Here is a 22,503-nt window from a genome sequence, read left to right as displayed (position 1 = left end):
ACGAATATATCGTATCCTGGAGGTAAGAAGGTTTCCTATACCTATGATGGGGATGGAAGGCTAAACGGGGTAATTAATGGCGAGAACGAGAAAACTACTTTTAACTACAACGCCGATGATCGTGTCATTTCAGTAAAGGATGCAACGAATTCAATCGTCACTTCCTATGAGTACACGGTCGATTCAAGTAAACAGCTAACTAAAACGATCAAAAAAAATGCTTCAAATGATGCATGGCAAATGACGATTCAAAACAACAAAATTGTCAAAATGATGGACCCGCTACAAAACCAAATTTCATTTGAATACAACGATAAAAAAAATATGACAAAAAAGACGGATAAATTTGGGACAGATACGTATGTTTATGATGACAAAGAACGTTTAACAAGCCAGACGGACCGATTTGGCGTTGTTACATCGTATACATACACCGATCCTTGGAATAAACCCAAAACAATTACAACTTCTACAGGGCAACATACCAGTTATGTGTATGATGATCGTGGAAATATGATTGAACAAAACGTAAATGGAGTTCGATCGACGAATGGATACAATTCAAATGGAGACTTAATATGGACGAAGGATGCAATTGGTCAGTTAATGCAATTTCAATATGATCAATTCGGCTTCTTAGATAAAGTAACCAATGCATTAAATGAAGTGACGTCGTATTCCTTCGATATGATGGGGAGATTGCTTTCAATTAAACAACCAAACGGTTCGTCTGAATTCTATTCCTATCTTACAAACGGAAATTTAGCCGAGGTAAAAAATGAAAATGGGAAAACCCAAAAATATTCCTATGATCGAGCGGGAAGAGTAATTGCTTTCACGAACGAACTTGGACATCAAACATTAAATGAATATGATCCCTCTGGTCGCATCGTTACGGTGACATTACCAACTGATCAAACGATTCGCTATGCATATGATGAAAATGGTCGAGTGGAAACCATCATGCATCCAGGAAAGAACAAGGAGTCATTTGAATGGGACAAACTTGGACGTCTAACAAAACACACAACCATTAAAGGGGCAACTTCAACTAAATACGGAGATTACGGAATTGAAAAAGTAGAATCTCCGGCTGGTAATTTATCCTATACTTATAATTTAAAAGGACAATTAGTATCCGTAAAAGACGAGTTACATCGCGAAACAACGTATAAATATAATAAGAGCCAACAAATCGTTTCGATTACAGACCCTATCGGACGAAAACAAACCTATCAGTATGACGAGTTAGGTAAGTTAATAAAAGAGACATCGTTTGATGGTCAAACACTTCAGTATACGTACGATTCATTAGGTATGTTGAAAGAGAAAATATATCCCGATGAGTCAAAAGAGAGTTTTCAATATGATGCAGCCAAGCAATTAATCAAACAAACATTTAGAGATGCTACATCAGAAGAATACGCGTACTATCCAGGTGGACAAGTTGCATCCCTTAAAAATGCACTGGGTCATCAAACTCATTATACGTACGACACTGCAGGGAATTTAGTACAGGTCACGGATGCTACAGGTGGGAAAACAGAATACTTGTATAATTCTCTCGGTTGGATGACCTCTACGACCAATGCATTAGGAGAAAAAACAACGTTAGAATATGATGTCATGGGACGTGTCGTAGTTGTAAACGGTCCTATGGATACTAAGCAAGAATACACGTACGACAATTTAAATAGGCTGATCGAATTAAAAGATTCATTGAACCGCCTCCATAAATGGTCTTACGATGTTGAAAAAAATACCACGAAATATACCCGTCCCGACGGTTCAACGCTGCAATACAAATACAATGACCGTGGACAATTAGCATCCTATATCAATGCGGAGGATGAAAAGACAGAGACTATATTTGACGAAGTAGGTCGTCCGGTTGAAATTGTGGATGCACTAGGTCAAAAAACAAAAATGACCTATACGAAATTAGATCAACTTTCATCGGAAACATTGCCTAACGGAGCGGTGACGAAATATCGGTACAACGAATTAGGACAACTACATCAGCTTATAAATCCTTTGAATTTAACAACAACGTTCAGTTACGACGAGCAAGGAAGAGTTCAAAAAACGAAGGATCATAGGGGTGAAACAGAAGTTTCCTATGATGTAATGGGGAGAGTTCTTTCTTTGCAAAATCCACTTGGCTATCAGAACAAGTGGAAATACGATGCAATCGGTCGGGTAACAGAAGCGATAGATCCGCTAGGGGAAGTGACGAAATACACGTATGAAGCTTCTGAGCAGCCAATCACAATAACGAAACCTAATGGTTCTTCGTTAACGATGGAATATGACCAGCTTGGACGTCTAATAAAGGAAATAGACCCCTTAGAACGAACAACCTCTTACAACTACGATGCGTTAGGCAACTTAATCGATATGACAAATGCACTTGGTCAAAAAACACAGTTTACCTATAATCTTCTAGGTGAATTAGTAACTGTGACGAATCCTGATTCAACTACGGAAAAGTACCAATATGATGTGCTAGGTAATACAACAGCGTCGATAAATGCATTGAACCAAAAAACGGAATACCACTACGATAAAGCTGGTCGGATGACGGAGCTTACTACTCCTGATGGAGGAAACACAACTTACGAGTTCGATGATTTAGGAAGAGCTGTGAAAATTGTTGATCCGTTAGACGGTGTCGTAAAAAATACGTATGATTCAGTTGGGAATATAACAGAAATAGTGGATCCGATGGGAAAAAGCTCTGTTTTTACTTACGACTTATTAAATCGACTAGTAACTAAAACAGACCGTCGGGATAATACCACGTCAGTACAATATGATGACATAGAAGGCATCGTTAAATTGAAAGATGCTGTTGGTGCTGTTACTATTCAAAAATATGATGCGTTGGATCAATTAATTGAAGAAACAGATCCACTAGGCTACAAAACAACGTATCAGTTTGATGAACTTGGAAGAGCTACAGAAATTATTGATGCAAATGGTAGCTCAGAATTAATGGCGTACGATACAGTGGGAAATCTCGTTCGTCATACAGATAAAAATGGGTTTAACACCAACTATACGTATGATTCAGTAGGAAATCTCCTATCATTTGAGAATCCACTTGTTGGAAAAACATCGTATCAATACGATCAGCTAAATCGTGTGATACAACAAGTTCTCCCTCACGGCGGAGTTCAAGCCTTCACCTTCGATTTAAGCGGAAATCTTACTACCGTGAAGGAACCAGAAGGAGGGCTTTGGCTATATGAATATGACCAGTTGGGAAGAAACATTCAGCTAACAGATCCATTAAATCGTGCAACAAAACATGCGTATGACATACAAGGAAATAGAATTACCACAGAAGATTCAGATGGCAATAAAACGTCTTACGTTTATGATTTACTCGGTCGACTGACAGAGCAGAAAAATGCGGAAGATGAAGAATGGGAATTTACGTATGACAAGGTAGGAAATTTACTCAAAAAATCTGGACCATTAGGATATGAAAATCGATTTGAGTATGATCCAGAAGGAAACCTTATAAAAGAACTAGATCCTTTACTGCATGAAAATACGTATACCTATGACAAGCTTGGGCAATTAGTTCAACACGAAGATCCGAAAGGATTTGTAACAAAGTGGAAGTATGATAAGGTGGGGAACTTAGAAGAAACGATCGACGCAATTGGTGGAAGAACAAAGTACGAATACGATCCGATGTCTCAAGTGAAAAAAGTAACCTCCCCAGAAGGCAATAGTACGACCTATTCATATGACAAAATGGGAAATTTACTCTCTCTAAAAAACCCAATGGGTGATTCGACAAAGTATAAATACAATTCCCTAAATTTGTTAACAGCAGTGGAAGATGCGTTAGGTAGTATTTCCAAGTACGAATATGATGTGGCTGGGCAATTAATTAAGGAACAAGACGCTAATGGCAATCTACGTTCAAGAAACTACAATTTAAATGGTCAACTTGCTAATGAAACGAACGCACTAGGCTACACAACTCGTTATTCCTATAATCTTGCGGGTGAGTTAGCAAGTCAAACAATGCCAGAAGGAAATACGATTAACTATTCTTATACCGCATTAAACCAGCTTTCCTCAATAGACTATGGAGACGAAGTGCATTCTTATACACACGATAAAGTTGGACGGTTGACTGAGGTGAAATCTCCTGCATCCTTAGAGACTTATTCGTATGATGCGCTTGGAAGAATGACATCTCAAACAAATCATACGATGAATAAAATGTTGACGTATCAGCATGATCTAGTTGGCAATATCTTGCAAATAACAAACAGTGAAGACCGTACCACCACATACACGTATGATGAACGCAACCAACTCACAAGTGTAACGGATCCAGAAGAACTCGTGAGTACATTTGATTACAATGGACTTGGAAGAGAGATATCCCGCATTTTAGGTAATGGAAATTCGATTACTCGTTCCTTTAACTTAGATGGAAACTTATCGACGATTGAAAACGAAAACACAGAAGGTGTATTCTCTTCCTTTACGTATGATTATGATAAAAATGGGAACCGAATCCTTCAAACAGAAGAAGATGGAGCACAGACAGCTTACAGTTATGATGCACTTGAACGACTAATAGAGGTCACGTACCCAGAAGAAAAAATTCGCGCATTAAAACTGGCACCCGATACGCCAGAAGATGGTAACACGAAAGGCAACAACACAGATACTGAAAGAAAAATAGTGTGAACAAGAGTTCTGTTTCAATCGCGAGCCAGCCGAATGAAAAAGAAAAAGCTACTCCATCTCCTAAGAATGAGGGGAATGGAAACGGCAAAGGAATCAGTGGTCAAAATGGAAACAATAATGGAAATAACAAAAGTGGAGATAAAGAAAATTTCGGTCAAAATGGAAAAGGAAAGAAAAAGGAATCACCGATTGCGTGTGGTCCAGACGGCACAATCGAATTCGATGAGAATGTGGAACGTGTCGATGATTTGCCAGATTATTTACTAGAACCAGTAACGAACGTTTACTATACGTACGATAAAATGGGTAACCGTCTCACAATGACAAATGACGATTTTACGGTTACCTATTCATACAATGCGTCAAACCAATTAATAGAAGAAGGTGACACAAGCTTTTCGTATGATGCGAATGGAAACATTCAATCCTCGGAAAATGCGGAAGGAAAAACAAGCTATACCTTTAACAATGCCAATCAATTAACACTCGCAGAATTCCAGGATGAAAGTTATGTCAGTTACTCCTATGATGGACTTGGTCGAAGAGTATACCGAGAGGAAATGTCGTGGAAAGAATACGAAGGCATCAAAAAAGGAAATGATAAAAACAAAGGAAATAATGGGAGAGGCGACGAGAAAAAGAACGAAAATGGTCATTCAAACAATGGAAAAGGAAATGGAAAGGCAAATTGCCACAATGCCGCTGGCAATGCTGGGAAAGGATCAGGACCCTTTAATAATCCAGGAAAAGGGAAGAAAATTGGGCTGTACAAGCAATATGGTGAGAATGGAGAAGCGCAGGTCTATCACAAAGAGACCACGTACCTCTATGAAGGCGACTCCACAACGCTTCATAAGGAGTATAGCGAAACTGGCTCTCCATATGCAGAGTACACCAATGGTCCAAACGGTCAGCTAACGTCACGAAAAATGTTCGGTATGCACGGATTATCCAATCCAGCACATGACCCGAATCTGAAAACGACTGGTGGATTGCTGTATTACCAGTATGATGGGCAACGAAATGTATCAGAAGTAACCGATCGCCATGGCGACATCATTGAACAGTATCGTTACGATGCCTTTGGCGGCATTTTCACTGGCACGACCACGCCGTATAACCATCACGGATACACCGGAATGCGATATGATGGGAAGACAGGACTCGTCGACTTAAATGCCCGTTGGTATAACCCGACTGCAGGGAAATTTTTGAGTGAGGATACGTATCCAGGAGAACTAGCGCTTCCGCAAACACAAAATCGCTATTCGTATGCGCTGAATAACCCAGTGAATATGTGGGATCCAAGTGGTCATGTGGCAGTAGGTGTCGATGAAGGAACGGGTGCCATTCCGTCGTGGGTTCGTGCACAACGTGATTATGACTCGATCGAGAAGCAAAATGGACTGTTTACCAATTATCATTATTGGGATTTTGTCGGCATGAACAAAACGACTTCTGATACACGGTTGGTCAAAGAAGTCATGGAAGCGAGACAGTATACGCAAACGTATCAGCGAGATGTGTCGAACACATGGACATACGACTATACAAAAATGACGACGATTACCATCGATGATTTAGAACGGAAGTATGGCGATGACTACCATAGTACGGAAACCTTCCGTGAAAACTACACAGAAGAATGGATTGACTTTATCAGTGCCGAAGAAATCGCAGGGCAAAACGCCGAAGAAATTGCGAAGTACGGCGCACCGGCCAATGCGAAAATGTTGGGCATTAAGATCAGTCGACCAACCGCATTCGATAGCTATGTAGATCGGGAACGGAACAAGCATTTAATACAGGTTCAACCATCCACACCAAAGGTTGTCGTAGGAACTAACGCGAAACAGAATGCTTCGACATCCATTCGACGTGCTGGTTCCGTGGCACTCGATGTCATCCCAGGAGTTTCTACCTTTAAAGGGATACAACAAGCCGTCACTGGAGTCGATCTCGTCACAGGAAAGCAATTAGATACGGTGAGTCGATTTGCGGAAGTCGGTGGAATTGTCGCTTCCTTGATTCCGATACCTGGAGCGAAGGTTGCAGGGAAATACGCGACAAAATTTGCGATTCAAGGAATAGGGAAAGCATTTAAAGGAATCGCTACTCATTCGGGTAGTTTTTGGAAACGAGCAACCACCCAAATCAGTAATCAGAATGGGCATCTCGATCTCGGGAAGTTTACTAAGGGTACGGGTAATTCGAAGTTTACACAGACAACTGCATCACCAAATTTCAGCCAAGAAGGAAAATTTGCTGGCAAAACAATTGGAGAAGTTTCAGGTATGATTCGAAATGGTCAAATAAATGTTAAGGATGTTCCTGTGGTTTACATCGAAAGGAATGGTGTAAAATTAATCGAAAATACTAGATCTTCATTAGCACTAAAACGTGCAGGTATTGCAGAATCAGATTGGAATTTAGTCAATAGAACTGGAGAATCAGTAATTGAAGCCAAAATAACCGAGAGATTGTTGCGAAATGGATTGGACAATTATGGAACGGATGTTCTTAGAATTACTGGTGTAGGAAAAAATGCTAGTAGTTTAAAATGAGGAGGTTAGGCATGGAAGTTGAAAAAGTTTTTATAATTGATGAGTTAGCTCAAGACTTTATGCATACTCCCAAGGTTGAACAAAGGGGAAGTGATTATATCCTCATGTTTGATTTTGAATCAGAATCGGGTTCTTATGAATGGACAGGAATTACATTTAAAGACGTTGCTAAGTATATGCATACTCCTGATAACATGGTTAACGAGGATATGCTAAAGGCGTATAATGCTGTGGGAATTGTAAAAATGTCTAATTGGTTAAAAGAAGAAAGTCCTATAAAAAACGACAAGACTTATTATAACCATTATTTGATTTATTTTGATGGCTTTGGTGCTTATGAATTTCTAGGAACCAATTTCATTAAAGGGTTAAATTTATAATCTAAAGCCCTCTTTTTAAGGGGGCTAAAACAAAAGGTTGGAGGAGTATGGATTACTTTAAACTAAGTAAAGAAATTTCGTATGCGCTACGTCATGCTCCTTGGGAGTATGAATTAGAGTTAGATGATGAAGGTTGGATAGATATTGAACAACTATTAATAACCTTTAGAGTTAACAAACTCTGGAAACATCTAGATGTTAATGATTTGTTTAAAATGATTGTGGTATCAGATAAAAAACGACATGAGATCTCAAAGGGGAAAATTAGAGCCTTGTATGGACATTCTAGACCTCAGAAAATAAAAAAGAGAACAGGGATTCCCCCTTCAATCGTTTACCATGGCACAGCAAGACATTTGGTGGAGCAAATATTAAACCAAGGTCTTCAACCTGTGAGTAGACAATTTGTTCATCTATCAGCTGACAAAGATACGGCATTTTTAGTAGGAAAAAGAAAAGACTTTTCCCCCGTTATACTAAGAATTGATTCCGAGAAGGCTCTGAATGAAGGAATAAAGTTTTACAAAGGTAATAATACTATATGGTTGGCGGACTATATTCCATTCGAGTACATCTCTAAAGAGTAAGCATAGATAGAATTTAAAGACCTTGATTAGCCTTTAGCTTTTCAATCGGGCTCTGCACGCTATATTTTACAACTTGGCTGTTCAACAAGTGCAAGTAGCAAAAGGGAGTAAATTGCCACGGAACCCAGTGTTTCATGCTTATTACCAACGGAAGCTGAAAGAAGGCAAGACTAAGGGACAAGCGTTGGTGTGCATAATGAGAAGGCTTGTGAACATTGTTTATGGAATGATGAAGCATAAAACAGCCTATGAATTACCGATAATAAAAGAGAAAGAAATAGTTTAATAAGGTGCTAAAATGGCTGACTTTATTATTTTTAGATTTTAAGATTACAACATAGGGTACGGGTAAATCAGGAAAAGGTTTAACTAAAATTGACGACCATGTTGACTTAACAGGATTTAGGAAAGACCATATTTTAAACAGGCATAGAGCCGGTGCAGGAAAGGGGAAAGATGAGTTTCCATCAAGTTGGAGTGATGAGCGAATTCTTCACCAAGTTTCAGATATAGCAACTGATCCTAAAACGGTAACAGGGGTTGGAAAGTGGAATTCTCCATATGCAATAGGTATTCGTGATGGAGTTAAAATTAGGGTTGATTTTTAACCAAATACACATCCCAACCATGCAGGAAAAATTTCAACAGCTTATCCATTGGGGTCAAAATAATTTCAAGGGGACGTTATGATGAACAACGATAATGAGAGATTAGCAAGCTATATTTCAGCATCAGAAGGAATTATCTCATCTGATGCAATAGAAGAAGTAAGGCATTTCTACGAACACGGTGAATATGAAATGTCATTTGAGGGGTTAGTAATTGAATTAATGAAAGTTCGAAAATACCCCAATAATTTTAATTTGAACGAATGGAGAGAATTAGCTATATCTTACGGATTAAATAAAGAGACAGTTTTTGATGGAGAATTTTGGGTTAAGTTTAGAAATTGGGGAGTGCTCTTTGAAAATAGATAACATATGCAATATTAAATAGTCTCAAAAACCTTGATTGGCTAAATGCCTTTCAAGGTTTTTTTACTTTAAGAACTTTATTATTAAAACAATATGATTTTAAATCAATAACTCATGATGGTTAGCAAACTTACTAGATTAGTTGCTGTGGCATTTAATTATAACGACCACCTTACTACTCGATTTATATTTACACACGAGAAGGACAAAGCTCGTAATCTAAATGTGGTAACATACACTCACATAAGGCAAGTAAACAAAAAGAAGTATGGGTTGTTGAGTAGGACAAAACGAAAATGATTTGTTTGAGAAATGAGACTCCATGAAGGTTGTACCATCATGGAGTTTTGTTTAAATACTTGAATTACGTAATAGTAACGAGAATTAGGCGAGATGACATTTTACATGACTGGGGTAGTTATGACATGGCATAGTTAACAAAATAACGAGAAACGTACTAGCTCGTGGCGATAACCGTAAGGTATCGTGAAAGAGTGTTCTTTTACTACCTTAGCTTTAAATTTTTTGTTGTATTTTAACTAGAGACAGTCGTATAATAATCGCTATTCGCTAAAAAGCGTTACATAAATTTAAATTTCCGTAACGGGAGGGTGAAAAGTTGAACGTTGTCGGGTATATAAGAGTTTCTACTCAAGGGCAAGCTAGAGATGGATACAGCTTGAAGTATCAAGAAGAGGAGATTGAAGCTTGCTGTAAAGAAAAAGGGTGGAACTTAATACATATTTTTCGAGATGAAGGAATAAGTGGCGCTAGGGTGAAGGAAGAAGCGTTGGAAATAGACAGGGTGGGCTTACAGGAGATGTTGGCTCACCTTTCGTCTGTCCAAATACAGTATGTGGTGGTGCTGAATACAAGCAGGTTATGGCGCTCGGATATTGTGAAAGTGCTCATTCAACGAGAGCTGAAGAAATACGGTTGTGATATTAAAAGTATCGAACAGCCCTCGTATAGTATTCACAAAAAAGACCCTAACGACTTTTTGGTGAACGGATTGATGGAGCTATTAGACCAATACCAACGGCTTGAGATTGCCCTTAAGCTAACAAAAGGAAGAAATAAAAAGGCGAAAGAAGGTGGTTACGCAGGAGGACGAGCGACGTTTGGCTATCAGAAAAAGAAAGGGGAAAAGGAACTCACCATCCATAATGGGCAAGCAGAGGTAGTGAAACGAGTGTTTGCGTTGAAAGAAGTATACAAGCGTATGTCCTTATCTAAGTTGGCAGAGCAATTAAATAACGAAGGGTATACAACCACACTAGGGAAATCTTTTACGAAAGTACAAGTGAAACGCATTTTAGACAGACGAAGCTTTTATCAAGGGCTTTATACATACGGAAACATATAAGCAAATGGCAAACATGAATCAATTATTTCAACCTTGACTTAAAAATGGGGCTCATTTTCTTATATGTTGTTATGTAACGATGAAAATGGATAGGCTTTCGTACCAATGCGCACCGAAAGGTGAACGCTCGAACTAAGGTTGCCGGCATTTTCATTCTGTTGAAAAGGAGGATGCGTATATGCACGATAAACAAAAATACTTGTATGTGGGTGTAGACTTACATAAGCAACAACATGTAGGGGTTATCATTAATTGTTGGCAAGAGAAGCTAGGGGAAATAACATTTGATAATAAACCATCTCCTTTTTCTAAATTTCTATTAGAGGTAGATAAACAAAAAGAGGACGGAATGACCCTTGCATTTGGATTAGAAGATGTAGGTGGATATGGGAGATCGTTGGCACAGTTTCTAGCAGACCATGGGCAACTTGTAAAAGAAGTAAACCCTGCGCTTTCCTACGCCGAACGAAAAAGCCATATGACGACACAAAAAAGCGATAGTTGGGATGCAGAATGTGTCGCACGCATCTTAGTCAACAAACTGGAACACTTACCAGACGCGAAACCAGATGATTTATTTTGGTCTATCCAACAATTAGTATCGAGAAGAAATGCACTAGTAAAAGCGCAAGGTGCTCTAAAGAACCAACTGCACATTCAATTGAACCACCATTACCCAAGCTATAAAAAGTTTTTCTCCGAGGTGGAGGGAAAAACGGCGTTAGCGTTTTGGGAACGTTACCCATCGCCATCTAGTTTACAAGGTGTCACAATCAAACAATTAACCACTTTTTTATTAGATGCGAGTAACAATACATGTTCTGTGAAAAAAGCGACTGAAATAGTGAAGCTAGTGGAAGAAGATGGACTGACAAAGAAACAATACCAAGAAACTAGAGACTTTCTAGTGAGAAGCATTGTCCGTGATATTTTATTTAAAAAGCAGGAAATGGGCTATGTGAAGAGAGAATTAAAAGAGTTAATGGGCTTACTAGACTTTCAACTAAATACAATGCCAGGGGTTGAACTCGTCACAGCATCTGCCTTAATTGCGGAAATTGGCGATGTAAGACGTTTTTCGAATGCCAACAAATTAGCACGATTCGCGGGGATTGCGCCTGTTTACTTTGGCTCTGGTGGAAAAGGAAAGATGCATAAAAGCAAACGCGGAAATCGGGCGCTACACGCTTTATTTTACAACCTAGCAGTCCAACAAGTGCAAGTAGCAAAGGGAAGTAAACTGCCACGAAACCCAGTGTTCCATGCTTACTATCAAAGAAAACAAAAAGAAGGCAAAACAAAGGGGCAAGCATTGGTTTGCATTATGAGAAGGCTAGTGAATATTGTATACGGATTGATGAAGTACAAAACAGCCTATGAATTGCCGATAATACGAGAGAAGGAAGAAGTTTTATAAGTTATCAAAACGGTTGTTTTTTTATTAGTAGCTTTTAAGATTACAACATAGGGTAATAGAAAACCTGATGTTGAAATTACGATACCTAGTAATAGATATCCTGAAACAAGTAAGCATATCCAAGACGCACAAAAAGCAGGTCATCCAGACACACTAACCATTGACCGTTCAGGTGCAAAATTGCGAAGAAAAGATAGCTTAGGTGGTCTTAATAAAGTTCCAGGAAAGGATTTAGATGAATACCCACCAGCAATGTTTAAAGAGGGTGGTATGGGTGCAAGTGTAAGACCTGTTAGTCCATCTGATAACAGAGGTGCAGGTGCTTATTTGGGGAATAAGTTAAGAAATTATCCAGATGGAACGACAGTAAGACTGAAATAATGGAGGGATTATATAATGAGTGAGTTTTCTTTTGAGTCTGAAATTTTTTATTCACAAATTGCATTGTTTCAATATGGACTTGATAACCCTTTTAATGATTGGAATGACACTCATGTAAATCAAGGGTTTTCGTGGAGAGAAGGTTCAGTTTCCTTTGGCACACTATCTAGTGATGGTGAATGTAAGATTACTGTCAAGCTGTCAAAAAAAATAGAACTTGATGGTGATATAATAAGAGCGATTGTTGTTCCTTTTAAAGTTGACAAGGGTGGTATAGAGATTGGTTCAGTAATGGAAACAGTTGCAATTGATATACCTGAAGGGAATTATGAAGTCTTGTTTACCGCTAAAAATGTAAATAGCACAGAGTGCTATACATTTTCATTTATAGAGAGTGAAAATCCCGTTGCAAAGATTTTAAAAGCAGACGAAGAATTAAATTTACCTGATAATTTATTAATGGAAGCAAATACAGCTACATAAAAATTATTGGACGGCTAACTCTGTGTTAGCCGTCTGTTTTTAGTGTATCGAGTGTCGAATAAACTGCTAATCATTTATAAAATATGGATAATAAGTATAACCCTTATATGGTATTTCATTAATTTTTTTTGGTACGTACACGCAGTTTAATACGAATACCCTATTCTATGCTTTTTCATTTTAGTAAAGACCGAACTATCATCGGTTACCGACATACTCATCGGATTAAACCTTTCCTTTGTTTTTCCATTGATTTTTAAATGTTTCGCAACTTTGACGTACATAGAACGATTACTATGACAAGAGGACTACTCCACCTCAATTAACTCCTGAATGTCGAAGTTTAACACTATGCATACCCTTTCTAATGTTGATAGATATATTCTGCCCAGGTTGTTTGAACAAAGAGGACTTATTTTACTTGGTCGCAACCCTGTCATACGTTCTAATTCACGTTGTGAGAGGTCACGTTCGTAAAGAGTTTCCTTCAACATTCGTGAAATTTTACCGAACGTAAAAGCGCCATACACGGATATCTTTTTTATCCAGCACATGACCCGAATCTGAAAACGACTGGTGGATTGCTGTATTACCAGTATGATGAGCAACGAAATGTTTCAGAAGTTACGGATCGTCATGGCGACATCATTGAACAGTATCGATACGATGCATTTGGCGGCATTTTCACTGGCACGACCACACCATATAACCACCACGGCTACACTGGAATGCGATATGATGGGAAGACAGGACTCGTCGACTTAAATGCCCGTTGGTATAACCCGACGGCAGGGAAATTTTTGAGTGAGGATACGTATCCTGGAGAACTAGCGCTTCCGCAAACACAAAATCGGTACTCGTATGCGCTGAATAATCCAATCAATCTATGGGATCCAAGTGGTCACGTGGCAGTAGGTGTCGATGAAGGAACGGGTGCCATTCCGTCATGGGTTCGTGCACAACGTGATTATGACTCGATCGAGAAGCAAAATGGACTGTTTACCAATTATCATTATTGGGATTTTGTCGGCATGAACAAAACGACTTCTGATACACGGTTGGTCAAAGAAGTCATGGAAGCGAGACAGTATACGCAAACGTATCAGCGAGATGTGTCGAACACATGGACATACGACTATACAAAAATGACGACGATTACCATCGATGATTTAGAACGGAAGTATGACGATGACTACCATAGCACGGAAACCTTCCGTGAAAACTACACAGAAGAATGGATTGACTTTATCAGTGCCGAAGAAATCGCAGGGCAAAACGCCGAAGAAATTGCGAAGTACGGCGCACCGGCAAGTGCGAAAATGTTGGGCATCAAGATCAGTCGACCAGACGCATTTGATAGCTATGTAGATCGGGAACGGAACAAACATTTACGGCAAATTCAACCATCTGGTCCAAAAAACCATACCAAAAAATATTATGATGAATTATTCCAAAAATGGTGGGATGGAGATAATTCAATCTATGGAAACGCAGATCCTATCACTCAACAAGAACTAAATAGACGGATAGGTGAGAAAGCGCTACCTCTTGGTCCTTCTTACTTTGCAAATGGTTTACTAACTGGAATTGGATTCGCTCCCATTAGTTTTGGAGGAGTATTAGGAGTCGGTGCAAAAGCTTTTCCAAGGGCAAGTTCAGCTATAAAAGAAAGCAAAGTATTGACTATAACTCTAGGAACAGTTGATGATGGTGTGAAATGGGTAAATAATAAGATAGATGCCATTACGAACGTGATTAAAAATAAGACAGGAAGTATTCCTAAGGGTACGGTTAAAGGTACCTATTCACCTGCTAATCCAGGACCTTTAAAGCAAAGTGTAGCAGAGACTTTTAGTGGTGCAACATATAAGCAAATTGCTTTAACAGAAGACACAACATTTTATAGAGTATATGGAGGAGAGGCTGGAAAGGTTGGTAGCTATATGACGAGAGTACCTCAAAATGGAGGAATACAGTCACAAATAGACCTTGCATTAAAACCTGAGTGGGGAAATACTACTCAATATGTTACCAAAGTTGTTGTTCCAAAGGGTAACGTAATATATGAAGGTACAGCGGCACCTCAAACGATAAACGGGGGAGCAGGTCACTTGATAGGTGGTGGCAATCAAGTATATATTCCGGAGGTGAATGCCAATTGGTTCAGCAAATAGAATGTGATTGTAATGAAAGGTACGGTACAGATATTGATTCCTATAAACTATTTGAAGAATTAAAGTCCTTTTTTGATGAACAAGTCAAAAAGAATGTATTTAAAGACATTCCTGTAACAGAACCGTTTTATGTGGGACATAGTGATGTTCAAGACATTAGATGGTATGCTACAAAGTGGTATAAATGCAATGTTTGTGGATGCCTATGGGAGTTTGATTATCCTGACTTTCCTGCAAAAGGGTTTGTAAGAAAATTTGAAAATGGATTGTATCTTTCAGACTCACGCTAAGTATATTTTTCTAACAACAACCTTGATTGGCTAAATGCCTTTCAAGGTTTTTTATTGATTTTATAGTTTTACGTTAATAAAATGAGACTTTTTGAAACAAAAACTCATGATGGTAAGAAGACGGACAATTTTGGTTGCAGTGACATTAATATAAAACAACCACACATAGTACTCGATTTATATTTACACATGAGAATGACAAAGCGCGTGGCTATAAACAATGGCAAACGTAAAAAGGTTTTCGTAAACTGAGTTGCTTATAAAGTATGGGGTGTATTTTTCCAAGAGACGGTCGTATAATACTCGCTATTCGTTAAAAGACGTTACGAAAATCCTAATTTATGGAAAGGTTTGTTGAGAAAATGAACGTCAACATTCAGGTGGAATTGTAAGAAACACTCATTAATATTAAAACAATCATGATTATTTATGCATTCTTGAAAGTTTAAACTGACGCAATAGTGTCGTACAAATGTTGTCTTGCACTGACACCTGTTTTATCCAGCTAATGACTCGAATCTTAAAACGACTGGTGGGTTGCTGTATTACCAGTATGATGGGCAACGAAATGCATCAGAAGTAACGGATCGTCATGGCGACATCATTGAGCAGTATCGATACGATGCAATTGGAGGCATTTTCACTGGCAAGACCACGCCTTAAAACTACCACGGGTACATGGGATTGCGATATGATAATTTTCCTGTTTAATTACCATTTGAAAAAATGATGGATGAAAATGATAAAACCCGGACGATTCAAAATCGATGCCGGGTTTTAACAAAATTTTCATTAGACATAACAAAATTTTCATTAGACATAACAAACTTTTAAAGTGAAGTTAATATGAGTTAAATTTCAACATGCAATGGCGTCTTCATGTAGGTACGGATTCTTACAAATCCAATACCATACGTGATTGTAAGAGCAATCGCACAAATAATTTGGATGAAACTCATTGAGCTGAGACTAAATATTGCGAACAAAACTATTGTAGTAAGAAGCGATTTAAATAACTTTTTATGGATGAACAATAAAAGCAGTAAGTAGCAGACCAATAACAACGCGAAGTTTGGTAAAAGCAAGCCAATAGAATATGGAATACTGCTCACAGTAGGGTCAGCTACATATTTTCGTAAGAATTCATCTCTAAAGTTGTCATAAGAACTATTTTGCGTACCAACTACTAGTAAGACGAAAAACTTAACTATAAGAGGCATTGTAAGTAAACCAAGTCCTATCCAAACAGTTCCATGAAAAATTTTCAGTGATCAAGGTTTTATTCCTAAAGATTGTTTGATAATTGGTGGTTCAGATAGAAATGGGTACTCAGGTAAAGAGGGAGAAGCATTCTCAATCTTTAATGGGTCTTCCATGACTTCTAACTCACTTGTCTCCGTTCGGACCTTGGATAAAAGTGGAATTGATTTTGTAACAATCATCAAAATAAGTAAATAGGATGTAAACACCCCTGCATTTAACGCGTAAGATGCTGCAACATAGTTGAAAAACTGTTCCCCCATTAGCTCCATAGCAAATGATCGTTTAATGAAACTATCAAAAATATTACTAGTCCAATGAAGGAAATAATATATCGGTATGTATACGCCTAGTATAATTCCCAATTTTTTCGTCTTTTCGTCGTAGCTAAGATAGCCCTTCAACGTAGAATAAACTGCCCATAATCCATAGATGTTATAAAAAGGAATGGTGATTCTTCTTATTGCCCCCCATGGTGAGATCGGATAACTGGGAATTAGTTCTTTCAAATCCTGATGAACGTTGAAAATCCACACTAGATAAATAATAATCATCATCAAAAGCAGAATAGAAAACACTGATTCCAAAAACATGTCGACTAATTCAATTTTAAGGTAGAAATCATACCAGAGGGAATAAATGAGCGTGGTAACAAAAATAGATAATGACAGTATAATTGCGGCCCATAGAAAAATTTTTAATATATTCCCTGTGTCTAGAGATTTTAATTTCATGTTTCTCCTCCATCAATACAAACTATTTAGAACGGACAATGCCTCATTTAGATTTCCCACTGGCACCACACGCACTGTTAAATCTTCTTCATTTACTACTTGTAAAGCTTCGTATTGGTTACTCCAAGTTTTGTCTTCGTAAAATTCACTGTCTTTCGGAATAAAGAAAATGTCTACTCCATTTTCTTCCGCGGTCAATAGCTTATTTCGGATTGATCCAATAGAACCCACTGATTGGTCAGATAACAAGCTTCCTGTTCCAGCAATTTTGTATTTACCACCATGGGAAAAGTCAGTTTGCTGCCATTCTTCTATTAGACCAATAGCAATCATCAGTCCATAGGAATCACCGCTATACATTTGACTTTGTTCCAAAATCTTATTCATTTCTGCATTTAGGGCAGTGGCAGTTGAAACATTGGACATGGACCCAGCAGAAGCTACTGCGTTTGTAACTGTTTCGTATTGAAACTGCTTTGAAACTTCCTCGTAATCTCTGTATTCCTCGTATGTATAATCTTCGAGCGGAGTAAACTGGAGATCGCTATATCCAGACATGAAAATCTTTATTTTTTCAGCGTAATTTCTTGTTACTCCATAGTTAACGTAAGTAAAATGAACTGATCCATTGATGCCCAATTCTTGAACGGATTGAATACCACCATTTGAAACAAACTCCTCGTGATGAGGAATAAAAAAAGGACTTACGATTAGAATTGGTATGAATAGTAGAATTATTGCAATAAATGTACTTTTTTTAATCTTTTTTAACGCTGAAATGCCTACTTTTAGCATAATTTCCCTCCTACATACTGTTTATCGGAATTATGCATGAAATTTGGAGTAAATTTAAAATTAGAACGATCCCATCTGAGACTTTTCAGAAATCATCAGTCAATCGGGACTAGTCGAAAAAACATTACGATTCCAGTAATATATAAGATATCTAAACTTAAGCAATGTTGTATGAGGGGAGGTCTTTTCTTGATTCATGTTGGTTTAACTGGTTGGAGTGATCATCCGGAAGTGTATTCACCGTCTTCGAAACAAAACAAATTGCAAGATTACAGCGGAAACTTTCCAGTGGTAGAAGTGGATACTTCTTTTTATGCGATTCCTCCAAAGCGAAATACATATAAATGGATTGAAGAGACACCCGAATCGTTTCAGTTTGTCGTGAAAGCTTACCAAGGCATTACGGGTCATCATCGAGGAGAACTTCCTTTTGCGAATGAAGAAGAGATGTTCCACTTATTTGAAGAGTCGATGATGCCATTTCTGGAGGTCGGCAAACTTGCGATGATTTTGTTGCAGTTTCCACCTTGGTTTGATTGCAAAAAAGAAAATGTCGATCGAATTCGGTTTTTACTGGAACGCTTTGAGAAGTTTCCAGTAGCCATCGAATTCCGCCATCAATCTTGGTATTACCCAGAATACGAGACGAAGACACTGCAATTTCTGGAGGAACTAGGTGCCATTCATTCTGTTTGTGATGAACCACAGGCTGGGGAAGGTAGCATTCCGCTTGTTCCGATTGCTACATCTACTGAACATGTATTAGTTCGTTTGCACGGGCGGAATTTGCACGGATGGAGAAATCCGGGAAATGAGCACAATTGGAGGGAAGTTCGGTATCTTTATGATTATAATAAAGAAGAGCTTCAAGAAATATCAGAAATGCTGCAACTGCTTCAAAAGCAAGCAGAACGTGTGACCGTGCTGTTTAACAATAATTCTGGCGGCCATGCAGCGAATAATGCGAAGCAACTTATGAAGCTCATGAACATACACTACAACAATTTAGCGCCAAAGCAGCTGAATTTATTTGAAGGAGATTTTTTCTAATGGAATTTGTACTTCTAGGTATTATTGCACTTCTAGCAGGTATGCTCGGTGCTTTAGCAGGACTTGGAGGCGGCGTGGTATTAGTTCCAGCGACTATCTTCTTCGGACTATCCTTAGGTTGGATCCCGGATTTGACTCCACAAAAAATTGTCGGCTTGTCCGTCATTATGATGGTGTTCACTGGGCTATCCTCCACCCTTAGTTATATGAAGATTAAAACGGTCGATTATCGAAGTGGAATTATTTTCTTTTGCGGAAGTATTCCTGGGACATTACTAGGTGCATGGTTGAATAAAGGGCTGGATTTGCCTTCGTTTAATCTTTACTTCGGTATATTAATGGTTTTTTTATCAGGATTATTAATTGTGAAAGATAAGTTAAAGCCGGTAGAATGGTTTGTTCATCATGGAAAAACAAAAACATTTACAGACAAAACTGGGAAAACGTATGTGTATGGCTATCCTATCTGGTTTGCACTTGTTTTAACATTTGGAGTAGGGTTTGCATCTGGCTTATTTGGGATTGGCGGAGGATCCATCATCGTACCTGCTATGATTTTATTGTTTTTATTCCCTCCGCATGTCGCAGTTGGTACCTCGATGTTTTTAGTGTTCTTATCTGCACTCGTAAATTCCGCGGCACATATTTCTTTAGGGAATGTCCCGTGGTTGTATACGCTACCTGTTATTCCAATGGCTTATTTAGGCGCAAAACTTGGAGCTTCCTTAAACAAAAAAACGAATTCTGACACACTCGTCATTATTTTACGAATCATCTTGTTACTAATAGGTATACGTTCGATTGTGGAAAGTTTGATAAGTTAAGGAGGATTCGCTATGTCAGAGTTTATCTATTTTTATCATACGAATGATCTGCATAGTCATTTTTCCCATTGGCCCAAAATACAAATGTTTTTATACGAGCGTCAGTTATTACATAATGAAGCGGCTGAGGATTGCTTTACATTAGATATTGGTGATTTTATCGATCGCTCCCATCCATTTACGGATGCAACTGCAGGGAAGGGAAATAGTCAACTGTTACTCGAAACAAATTATGATTTTATTACAATAGGGAATAACGAAGGTATCACATTGTCGAAAGAAGAGCTAGAACAGTTGTACCCCAAAGACATGACTGTTTTAGTTGCGAATCTGGAAGCAAAGCAAGGTGAAGCACCTACTTGGTTACATACATCCGCCATTCGTGTAACCAAAAAAGGAACTAAAATAGGGTTCATCGGTGTAACTGCTCCTTATCCACTTTTCTATGAAGTATTAGGTTGGAAAATTTCCGATCCCTTGGAGGCACTCTCCAATGAAATGAAGAAACTTCGTAAAGAAGTCGACATCATCGTCGTGCTATCTCATTTAGGTATTCACCAAGATGAGGTGATTGCAGAGAGATTTCCAGCAGTCGATATCATTTTTGGAGCACACACTCACCACATACTACACTATGGGAAAGAAGTGGGAAATTCGCTTCTAGCAGCAGGAGGGAAATTTGGCCAATACGTAGGAATGGTTGAATTAGAAATAAATGATGCAAAAAACATTGTGAACCGAAATGCTGTATTGTATGATACAAATGAATTAGATACTATCGAGGATGGCCCTTCGTTGGAAGAAAAATTAGTAGAAGAGGGCAAGCGTCTATTGTCTAAACCAGTACTCGAGACGTCAGAGTGGCGAAATTTGTCGAAAAAAGGCATGAAGGATTTTTATCCATTGTTTGGCGATGCATTAATGGAGTATTGTAACGCAGATTGTGCCATGTTCCCAACAGGAATTTTTCTTCAGAAGTTTCCAGAAACTGTCGCTACAAAATGGGATTTTCATCAAATGCTTCCTCATCCGATTAATGCGTGTAAAATTACGTTGTCTCAACAATCCTTTCTTGAACTTTATCATCAAGCGAACGCGAATGAGTTTGAGATGGTCGAAGTGAAAGGTTTGGGTTTTCGAGGGAAATTATTAGGGAAAATGATCTTTCGGCACGTAGAGGTGAAGAACGATTGTATCTACTTACAAGGAAAAGTAGTAGAAAAACATGACACCATTGAATTAGCAACTTTAGACATGTTTACGTTTGGTTATTTCTTCCCTCAACTTGCCACAGCAAAAATAGAGTACTTTTTACCATTATTTTTACGAGATATTTTCAGGTACTATTTACAGGGAAAATTTGAACAGGAATGATGTGACGGAGACATGCGATTAATTTCCTTAAAAGCGATAAGTAGTGGCATGGTTCTGGGGCGAAGTATTCGAAATGACGCTGGCCATGCGCTACTTCAAGAAAATATTGCGTTAACGGATGCGATGATCAATCGCCTTCGAGAACTAGAAGTTCAATATGTATACATACACGATGAATTGTCCAAAGGAATTGAGATTCCTGAACTCATTCCTTTTGAAAAAAGACATGCCTCGATTAAGACAATCAAAGAGACCTTTCGGGAAATTAATCCTACGAATTTAAAAAAATCCTCTTACGTCATTGATCAACAATCAAAACAATTGTTTCAAATGGTAGACGAAGTGATGGGACAGCTTTTAGTTCAAGATGATTTAATGATGATTTTAGGGGACGTTGTTCTATATGACTCCTACATTTTTCAACATTCATTTCAAGTGATGCTGTATTCCATTCAGATAGCAAAAGAGCTAGGCTATTCTTACGAAGAGATTCGGACAATTGGGATGGGTGCACTTTTACATGATGTTGGAAAGATGGTCATTTCATCGGACATTCTATTCAAAAAAGATAAGTTAGACGAGGAAGAGTATGAGCTAGTGAAGAAGCATGCTCGAGTAGGTTTTGATATTTTAAGAGGAGTCCATTCTATTTCACTTAAAATTGCTCACTGTGCGTTCCAACATCATGAAAGATTAGATGGTAGTGGATATCCTAGAAACTTATTAGACTTTGAAATCCATCCCTATGCAAAAATTATTGCGGTCGCAGACGTATTTGATGCTGTCACGTCGGACAGAGTATACAAAGAAAAAATGTTGCCTAATATTGGCTTAGATGTGATTCGAGCGGGAAAAGGTACGCTATTTGATCCGAAAATTGTTGATGCATTATGTCGTGTCATTTCCCCTTATCCAAATGGAACGATGGTTTTATTATCTGATGGAAGTAAAGGCATTGTAACAAAGCAAAATCAACAGGATCCATCTAATCCAGTCCTACGTATTTTTGAAAAATCTGGGCAAATGCTACAAGCAACATTTGTGAGCGATTTAAATGAAAATCGAGAATTGCACATTATTCAAGTAATTACAGATTACAATGCCGAGAAGTAACGCATAATATCTCCTTTC

19 protein-coding genes and 1 pseudogene are annotated in these 22,503 nt (G+C 38.3%); 17 read left to right on the top strand and 3 right to left on the bottom strand.

Annotation, left to right across the window (positions count from 1 at the left end):
• The first annotated feature begins 6 nt into the window (after positions 1-6).
• The 10 genes and pseudogenes from D3873_RS08945 to comJ all read left to right on the top strand — a co-directional run bounded on the left by D3873_RS08945 (position 7) and on the right by comJ (position 12,871).
• Entirely contained in the window at positions 7-4,719 is a 4,713-nt protein-coding gene (locus D3873_RS08945) for a hypothetical protein (protein ID WP_476641255.1), read from the top strand.
• Positions 4,716-7,283, top strand: coding sequence for an RHS repeat-associated core domain-containing protein (locus tag D3873_RS08940; protein WP_119883726.1), 2,568 nt, complete (start codon positions 4,716-4,718; stop codon positions 7,281-7,283). Before D3873_RS08945 ends, D3873_RS08940 begins: the two co-directional genes overlap by 4 nt.
• 11 nt (positions 7,284-7,294) lie before the next feature.
• Complete coding sequence (locus D3873_RS08935; protein WP_119883725.1) at positions 7,295-7,663, top strand: hypothetical protein; 369 nt, start codon at positions 7,295-7,297, stop codon at positions 7,661-7,663.
• Positions 7,664-7,710: 47 nt separating this feature from the next.
• Complete coding sequence (locus tag D3873_RS08930) at positions 7,711-8,250, top strand: RNA 2'-phosphotransferase (protein ID WP_119883724.1); 540 nt, start codon at positions 7,711-7,713, stop codon at positions 8,248-8,250.
• 43 nt (positions 8,251-8,293) lie between these two features.
• Positions 8,294-8,536: pseudogene (locus D3873_RS08925) on the top strand (IS110 family RNA-guided transposase); the annotation flags it as partial.
• Between the two features lie 403 nt (positions 8,537-8,939).
• On the top strand, positions 8,940-9,227 hold the full coding sequence (locus D3873_RS08915) for a hypothetical protein (RefSeq protein WP_119883723.1): 288 nt from the start codon (positions 8,940-8,942) through the stop codon (positions 9,225-9,227).
• A 616-nt stretch (positions 9,228-9,843) separates the two neighbouring features.
• Complete coding sequence (locus D3873_RS08910; protein ID WP_119883722.1) at positions 9,844-10,590, top strand: recombinase family protein; 747 nt, start codon at positions 9,844-9,846, stop codon at positions 10,588-10,590.
• Positions 10,591-10,768: 178 nt separating this feature from the next.
• A complete protein-coding gene (locus tag D3873_RS08905; protein ID WP_119883721.1) occupies positions 10,769-12,007 on the top strand; it encodes an IS110 family RNA-guided transposase in 1,239 nt (412 codons plus the stop codon).
• Positions 12,008-12,187: 180 nt separating this feature from the next.
• Positions 12,188-12,388, top strand: a complete 201-nt coding sequence (locus tag D3873_RS08900) for a NucA/NucB deoxyribonuclease domain-containing protein (protein WP_420798987.1) — start codon at positions 12,188-12,190, stop codon at positions 12,386-12,388.
• Between the two features lie 15 nt (positions 12,389-12,403).
• Positions 12,404-12,871, top strand: coding sequence for a competence protein ComJ (comJ, locus tag D3873_RS08895; RefSeq protein WP_119883719.1), 468 nt, complete (start codon positions 12,404-12,406; stop codon positions 12,869-12,871).
• A 308-nt stretch (positions 12,872-13,179) separates the two neighbouring features.
• Here the strand turns inward: comJ and D3873_RS08890 are convergent, their stop codons facing one another.
• Positions 13,180-13,365, bottom strand: a complete 186-nt coding sequence (locus D3873_RS08890) for a helix-turn-helix domain-containing protein (RefSeq protein ID WP_119884518.1) — start codon at positions 13,363-13,365, stop codon at positions 13,180-13,182.
• Positions 13,366-13,452: 87 nt separating this feature from the next.
• Here D3873_RS08890 and D3873_RS08885 point away from each other — a divergent pair, with 87 nt between their 5' ends.
• The 3 genes from D3873_RS08885 to D3873_RS13635 all read left to right on the top strand — a co-directional run bounded on the left by D3873_RS08885 (position 13,453) and on the right by D3873_RS13635 (position 15,998).
• Complete coding sequence (locus tag D3873_RS08885) at positions 13,453-15,045, top strand: RHS repeat-associated core domain-containing protein (protein ID WP_162920173.1); 1,593 nt, start codon at positions 13,453-13,455, stop codon at positions 15,043-15,045.
• Positions 15,030-15,335 carry a hypothetical protein gene (locus D3873_RS08880; protein WP_205536255.1) on the top strand — a complete coding sequence of 102 codons (306 nt, stop codon included), beginning with the start codon at positions 15,030-15,032 and terminating at the stop codon, positions 15,333-15,335. Before D3873_RS08885 ends, D3873_RS08880 begins: the two co-directional genes overlap by 16 nt.
• 537 nt (positions 15,336-15,872) lie before the next feature.
• Entirely contained in the window at positions 15,873-15,998 is a 126-nt protein-coding gene (locus tag D3873_RS13635) for a hypothetical protein (protein WP_274379949.1), read from the top strand.
• 608 nt (positions 15,999-16,606) lie between these two features.
• On the opposite strand, the gene D3873_RS08875 is transcribed toward D3873_RS13635, so the two are convergent.
• Both D3873_RS08875 and D3873_RS08870 read right to left on the bottom strand, forming a co-directional pair.
• Positions 16,607-17,329: a hypothetical protein gene (locus D3873_RS08875; protein WP_119883717.1), complete on the bottom strand. Its 723-nt coding sequence runs from the start codon at positions 17,327-17,329 to the stop codon at positions 16,607-16,609.
• Positions 17,330-17,341: 12 nt separating this feature from the next.
• Positions 17,342-18,124 (bottom strand): hypothetical protein, encoded by a 783-nt coding sequence (locus D3873_RS08870; RefSeq protein WP_119883716.1) that lies wholly within the window; start codon positions 18,122-18,124, stop codon positions 17,342-17,344.
• A 189-nt stretch (positions 18,125-18,313) separates the two neighbouring features.
• Between D3873_RS08870 and D3873_RS08865 the strand changes: the two genes are divergently transcribed.
• Genes D3873_RS08865 through D3873_RS08850 form a run of 4 tightly spaced genes read left to right on the top strand, consistent with a single transcriptional unit; the run spans position 18,314 to position 22,485 of the window.
• A complete protein-coding gene (locus D3873_RS08865) occupies positions 18,314-19,174 on the top strand; it encodes a DUF72 domain-containing protein (RefSeq protein WP_119883715.1) in 861 nt (286 codons plus the stop codon).
• Positions 19,174-19,998, top strand: a complete 825-nt coding sequence (locus D3873_RS08860) for a sulfite exporter TauE/SafE family protein (protein ID WP_119883714.1) — start codon at positions 19,174-19,176, stop codon at positions 19,996-19,998. Before D3873_RS08865 ends, D3873_RS08860 begins: the two co-directional genes overlap by 1 nt.
• 12 nt (positions 19,999-20,010) lie before the next feature.
• A complete protein-coding gene (locus tag D3873_RS08855; protein WP_119883713.1) occupies positions 20,011-21,372 on the top strand; it encodes a bifunctional metallophosphatase/5'-nucleotidase in 1,362 nt (453 codons plus the stop codon).
• Between the two features lie 12 nt (positions 21,373-21,384).
• A complete protein-coding gene (locus D3873_RS08850; RefSeq protein WP_119883712.1) occupies positions 21,385-22,485 on the top strand; it encodes an HD-GYP domain-containing protein in 1,101 nt (366 codons plus the stop codon).
• Positions 22,486-22,503 lie beyond the last annotated feature (18 nt).

Origin of the sequence: Paenisporosarcina cavernae (genome assembly GCF_003595195.1) — a bacterium.
Taxonomy (GTDB): domain Bacteria; phylum Bacillota; class Bacilli; order Bacillales_A; family Planococcaceae; genus Paenisporosarcina; species Paenisporosarcina cavernae.
This window is presented reverse-complemented; position numbering and strand designations above follow the sequence as displayed.